The sequence below is a fragment of the Pseudoalteromonas sp. TB51 genome (genome assembly GCF_000498055.1).
Lineage (GTDB): Bacteria > Pseudomonadota > Gammaproteobacteria > Enterobacterales > Alteromonadaceae > Pseudoalteromonas > Pseudoalteromonas atlantica.
This window is the reverse complement of the sequence record NZ_AUTO01000085.1, coordinates 1-6,022: the sequence shown is the minus strand read 5'-3', so window position 1 is coordinate 6,022 and position 6,022 is coordinate 1. Positions and strand designations below refer to the sequence as shown.

Below are 6,022 nucleotides of genomic sequence, written 5' to 3'. Positions count from 1 at the left end.
GGCGCGGCACAAAACGGGCGGCTTCGTCTATTCCATCAAAGCCGACAATACGCAGTTCTTCACCTATTTTTATGCCTTGTTTTATTGCTTCTCGCATGGTGGCAAGGGCAATTAAATCACTCATACAAATTATAACGTTAGGGCGGGGGGAGGCACTTAACACCTCTTTAGCGGCAATATTAGCAAAACGCTCGCTGCTCTCAGGTATATTCCAAATGCGGTCATCAGCTACCGTTATATTTGCCTCACTTAAAGCACGTTGATAACCCCGTAAACGTTGGTGCGAAATAGATTGCCCTGTTTCAAATTCGTGATGCTCATATACGCGGCACAATACGTTTTCATCAAGTAATCTTAAGCCTAAAATAGCGACTTTATCGCTTGGGTTTTTTAAAACATGCTTGGCTATTTCGTAACTTGCTTGCTCGTTATTAATATTTACTGAGGCATTGCGGGCTATATCAAAATCAATAGTTACCACATGTTTAGAGACCGTTTTTAACTGCTCTACTAATGCGTTATTACGAGGGCGGCCATAACAAATAAAGCCATCTACAAAGTCGACCACACTGTTAAGGTTATCGCTATTACCAGAAAACAATAAAACATTAATGCCGTTTTTTTCAAGCACCGAGGTTACACCCCGCATAAAGCTGCTGGCCACAGGGTCCGACACCATATATTCCACACTATCGGGCAGCACTAACGCCACAATGTTAAATGTACCACTGCGAAGCGATTGCGCGGCTTTATTGGGTCCGTAATAGCCCAAGGTTTTGCACGCTGCAAGAATATCGTCTCGGCGTTTAGCCGATAGCTGATCAGGGCGGTTAAACGCATTAGAGACTGTTGCGTTAGATACACCTAACTCTTTAGCAATACTTTTTAGGGTCCAGCGGGTTTGCTTACTCATACCAATTCTTTACTCAATACTCATGTTAATAAACTAACATATTCAGGGCGTTAGCAAAGTAAAAAATAAGGTTTTACCCTTAATGCCGGCACTCTTTAGGCGCAATACCAAAGGTTTGTTTAAATACACGACTAAAGTGGCTCGCGCTATTAAACCCAACATCAAAGCAGACTTGGCTAATTGCATGGCCTTGCAGTAATTGATTGCGCGCTTTTTTAAGTCTTAATTGTTGCTGCCAAAGGGCTGGGGTAGTGCCAAATGCCAGTTTAAACTGCTGATAAAACTTACTGCGGCTCATGCAGGCTATTTTGCACAAGGTATTTATGTCGAGCGTTTCGTTTAAGTGCTCTTCAATATAAAGCAGTGCATCGCTTATTTTTGTTTTAAGGCGTGGTTTATCGCTATTAGCGAGTAATAAGTCGCGACTTTGTTGTTGTAACAACCGGGTGATCAATTCGTTTAACGACAAGTCAATTAAGTAATGTCGCTGTGCGCCTGGTTCGCTAAATAAATGTACCATGCGCTCTAATAATTGCTGTATTTGGCTATTATGTTGGCTGTGTACCAATTGTGGAACATACTCGAATAAGTCGCCATCGTGTGCAAAGCTTTGCTGCATGTTAAGCGCATTTGCCACAGCGTTTATTTTATCTTTGCTTATTTCAATTGCTAAACAAGTGGTTGGGGCGTGCATTGATGCCTGTGGAAAATCAATTAATACACCTTGCTCTGGCGCTAATACAAACGACTCGTGGGGTAAAAATGCTTTATGGTATTGGCTACTTTCTACGTGCATTACTTTTTTACCGCTGAGCATGGCACAAAACAGTAACTCCTTTGAATGCAGTGCCACCTTTTGTGCGCGTTGGTACGTGTCGTAAATGCTCAACTCGCTGTTATCTGCTGCAAATGTCACTTTATTTTCTATTAAAACATCAAGTTGTTGGCGTTTTTTGTTTAACTGAGATGTGTGCATATCAATCCTTTTGGCTTTTATTAGTGTGGACTCACAGACAACTTTTGTGGACAGCTAATCAAGTTTTTAGGTGCTCGTTAGGCTAATGTCAAACTAAATATAAAGCATTTTGTTTTATATAAATGTTCGACCTTTAGCTAACAACAATAAAGAGAGCACACACATGATATACGCAAATCCAGGTAGCGATGGCGCACTCGTAAACTTTAAACAACAATACGGTAATTACATTGGCGGAGAGTGGGTAAAACCTGTAAACGGCCAATACTTTGATAATATAAGCCCAGTAAATGGTAAGGTATTTTGCCAAATACCTCGCTCCGACAAAGATGATATAAACCTAGCACTCGACAAAGCGCATGCAGTGCGAGAGCAGTGGGGCACAACCTCGGTGACCGAGCGCAGTAATATACTGCTAAAAATAGCCGACCGAATTGAGCAAAACCTAGAGCTACTAGCCGTTGCCGAAACATGGGATAACGGTAAAGCCATTCGCGAAACACTCGCGGCCGATATTCCGCTCGCGGCCGATCATTTTCGCTACTTTGCAGGGTGCCTGCGCTCGCAAGATGGCAGTATTGGCGAAATTGACGAAACCACGGTGGCGTATCATTTTTACGAACCGTTAGGTGTGGTTGGGCAAATTATCCCGTGGAACTTCCCTATTTTAATGGCCGCATGGAAACTTGCACCAGCACTTGCTGCAGGTAACTGTGTGGTACTAAAACCAGCCGAACAAACTCCAGCATCTATTTTAGTTTTAATGGAAATTATTGGTGATTTACTGCCTGCAGGCGTGCTCAATATTGTAAATGGGTTTGGTAAAGAAGCAGGCGAAGCACTGGCCACAAGTAAACGCATTGCTAAAATTGCATTTACAGGCTCTACACCTGTCGGCTCACATATTTTAAAATGTGCTGCTGAAAACATTATTCCGTCAACGGTAGAGCTTGGCGGTAAATCGCCCAATATATTTTTTAATGATGTAATGGAAAAAGACGACGCGTTTTTATCAAAAGCCATAGAAGGCGCCGTACTTGCTTACTTTAACCAAGGTGAAGTATGTACCTGTCCATCAAGATTGTTTATTCAAGAAGATATATACGAGCAGTTTATTGAGCGCATACTCGAACGTACCCAACAAATTAAACGCGGTAACCCACTCGACAGCGAAACCATGGTGGGCGCTCAAGCTTCAAAAGCACAGTTTGATAAAATACTTAGTTACATAGACATAGGTAAAAAAGAAGGCGCTGAAGTACTCACCGGCGGAAACGTAGAGCAGCTAAATGACGATTTAAATGGTGGTTATTACATACAACCTACACTGCTTAAAGGTACAAACGACATGCGTGTGTTCCAAGAAGAAATTTTTGGCCCTGTTATTTCTATGTCGACCTTTAAAGATGAAGCTGAAGCACTCGAACTTGCCAACAGCTCAGAATTTGGCTTAGGCGCAGGGGTGTGGAGCCGAAACATGAACCGTGCTTATACCATGGGGCGCAAAATTGAAGCTGGCCGAGTGTGGACCAACTGTTACCACATGTACCCAGCACATGCTGCATTTGGTGGGTATAAAAAATCAGGAATAGGGCGTGAAACACACAAACTAGCACTCGATCACTATCAACAAACTAAAAATTTATTAGTGAGCTATAGCGAAGATCCACTCGGCTTTTTTTAATAAAACAGCTAAAACTTAAACACAACAACCATTAAGTAATGAGGGCGCTGCATATTTGCAGCGCTTTTTTATTCACAGTGCTCACAACACTATTTTAAGCGTGTTGTAATATATAAGTACAATACCAGCCGCGTTTAAAGCGTTAAAACCTAAGCGCGTTAAATAGGCCATTACCTGCGTCAAAAAACGATTTTACAATATTAATTTTTTATAAAAGTTGCTCTAAAAATGTGCAGTGATTTATGCATTGTCGGATATGACTGATCTCCCCCATTTAGGTGTATTACAGCATTAACGGAGATTTCTTTGTGGTTAACCAATTGTTTACAAGTGGTTATTTGCTGGCTAAGATAAATGCATTGTAATATAGGGACATTTGTCGGTTTATAAAACGACAAATGTCGTAGACAAAGTTGTTAGTTGCAAAAGGAGAGTCCGGTGAAAGTTGATGATATTAGAGTTTTTATTCCTAGTAAGGATTACGAAATATCCCAATCTTTTTACCAAGCATTGGGGTTTCAAATGGATTATGTCACCGATGATTTATCTTTATTTGAAAACGGTGAATGCACTTTTTTCCTACAAAGGTTTTATAACGAAGATCTAGCTAAAAATTTGATGTTCCAACTTTCAGTTTTAGATATAAACGAGGCTTTTGAAGTTATTTCTAGATTAGATGGTTTCGACATAAAGTACGAACCAATAAAAACAGAGCATTGGGGTAAAGTTGTTTATTTGTGGGGGCCATCAGGAGAGCTTTGGCACGTCACAGAGTTTAGCAACTAACAAGGCATTCAAACGGACTAATAACAGTTGGCTTTCCGTTCGTGCCTCACTTATTTAAGCCAACTATCATTTGCCGCTTAATGTGGCGTTGGTATGACTCCCACTGTCAAGTTAAACGCACTGATCCCTGCCTAACTTTTTAAGCCATAATTACTTTAGCTCGAATTAGAGCGAGTTAATACATAGGATGAAGCAAGTAATGTCGTCGGTTATCTTGCTGATATTCGTTGGTTATTACTATTTCTAGTAACAGAGCAGACCTTACTTATTTCGTCGTGGCACCTGTCTTCAGTCTATGTTCGTGGTTCAATGCAGCGTTAGCTGCACTGCCATCCTAACGCCGTCGGTGGTTGTGCCACACCCGATGCTTGATCCCATGCATTAACTCTAATACGTTTATCATGCGGGTACTCTTGCCAATCTAAGTTTTGTATTCACTGGCGTAAGCACCACTTCTTTTGCAATAGCCCATATGTACGCAATCATTTCTCGGGCAATGGCGGTAACAACCAGATTGTAGTGTTTCCCTTTGGCTATCATTTTTTTATAGCGTTTGCAGAGCCTAATCTGTGCTTTCCACGCAATATCAATAATGTCCTTTGGTAAGCCTTCTTGTCGTTTTTGCATATCTGTTGATATATTTGCCGCATACCGATAAGTGTGTGCACCTTCCACAAGAAGGCGTCTTGCTCGGCCATTTCCGCATTTTGTGATGGCGCCAATATGGCGTTTGCCACCACTCGAGTGTTCACTGGGTACAAGACCGAGATAACTCATTAATTTACGGGGATGGTCGAAACGCGATAAATCGCCAAGCTCAGCAACAACGCCAGTGGCGACCAACAAACGGACACCACGCATAGCTTGTATTGCTTTGACAACAGGATAATAACGCCACTGGTGAACGTGGTGTGTTAGTTCATTGTCTAGCCGTTCAAGTCGGCTTATTCGTTCGGTAATTGTGTGTAAAAATTCTTGTAAGACGATGTGCTGAGCGGGGTGTGGCAGCACAATCTCAGTGAGCCAACGTAAATGTTTTTGTGACCAATTCGCAGTGCCTTTATAATTGATATTATTGCGAAGCAACAGCGCCTTTAATTGATATTTGGCATCTTTTAAGTCCTTCATTGCCACTTCGCGTGCACGAGATAAATCGCGTACAGCTTCATCTTCAGGCTCGGGAACATAGATAGGTGTTAAATCTTCAGACTTAAGTAATTTAGCAAGCTTAAGAGCATCACGTTTATCGGTTTTAATCTTCTCACCAGGTTTTTTAGGAATAAGAGAGGGCGCCACCACGTAACAGCAATGGCCGAGGCTGGTAATTAACCTGTAAATCCAATAACCACATGGGCCTGCTTCATAAACAAAATGAAGTGTTGCGCCAGAGTATTTCGATTCGAACTGACGAACAAGCTTTTGAACGGCCACTTTGGAAGACGAAACTCGGCCAAGATGAACAGGTTGCGCACCTCTATGTTCTTCAATATAGGCGACTTCATTGAATTCTTTATGTGTATCAAGACCGATAAAAAGTATGCTATGTTTATTCATGTTAGCCTCTGCTGTTTAGTTAATTGACAAACTAATTATGGCTCTGGCTTTGAATTAAGCTAACCCACGAAAAGCGGAGGCTAACACCGTGTGGGAGTCATTATGTCTA

The 6,022-nt window shown here is 41.7% G+C and carries 5 protein-coding genes; 2 read left to right on the top strand and 3 right to left on the bottom strand.

Annotated features, from left to right (window positions below):
* On the bottom strand, positions 1–913 hold a 913-nt coding region (locus L650_RS0104185), incomplete at its 3' end, for a LacI family DNA-binding transcriptional regulator (RefSeq protein ID WP_029772296.1).
* Positions 914–992: 79 nt separating this feature from the next.
* Positions 993–1,889 carry an AraC family transcriptional regulator gene (locus L650_RS0104180; RefSeq protein WP_029772295.1) on the bottom strand — a complete coding sequence of 299 codons (897 nt, stop codon included), beginning with the start codon at positions 1,887–1,889 and terminating at the stop codon, positions 993–995.
* 163 nt (positions 1,890–2,052) lie between these two features.
* On the opposite strand from L650_RS0104180, the gene L650_RS0104175 reads away from it, so the two are divergent.
* Positions 2,053–3,573: an aldehyde dehydrogenase family protein gene (locus L650_RS0104175; RefSeq protein ID WP_029772294.1), complete on the top strand. Its 1,521-nt coding sequence runs from the start codon at positions 2,053–2,055 to the stop codon at positions 3,571–3,573.
* A 438-nt stretch (positions 3,574–4,011) separates the two neighbouring features.
* Positions 4,012–4,359: a hypothetical protein gene (locus L650_RS0104165; RefSeq protein ID WP_004589544.1), complete on the top strand. Its 348-nt coding sequence runs from the start codon at positions 4,012–4,014 to the stop codon at positions 4,357–4,359.
* 399 nt (positions 4,360–4,758) lie between these two features.
* On the opposite strand, the gene L650_RS0104160 is transcribed toward L650_RS0104165, so the two are convergent.
* A complete protein-coding gene (locus L650_RS0104160) occupies positions 4,759–5,913 on the bottom strand; it encodes an IS110 family transposase (protein ID WP_029772239.1) in 1,155 nt (384 codons plus the stop codon).
* Positions 5,914–6,022 lie beyond the last annotated feature (109 nt).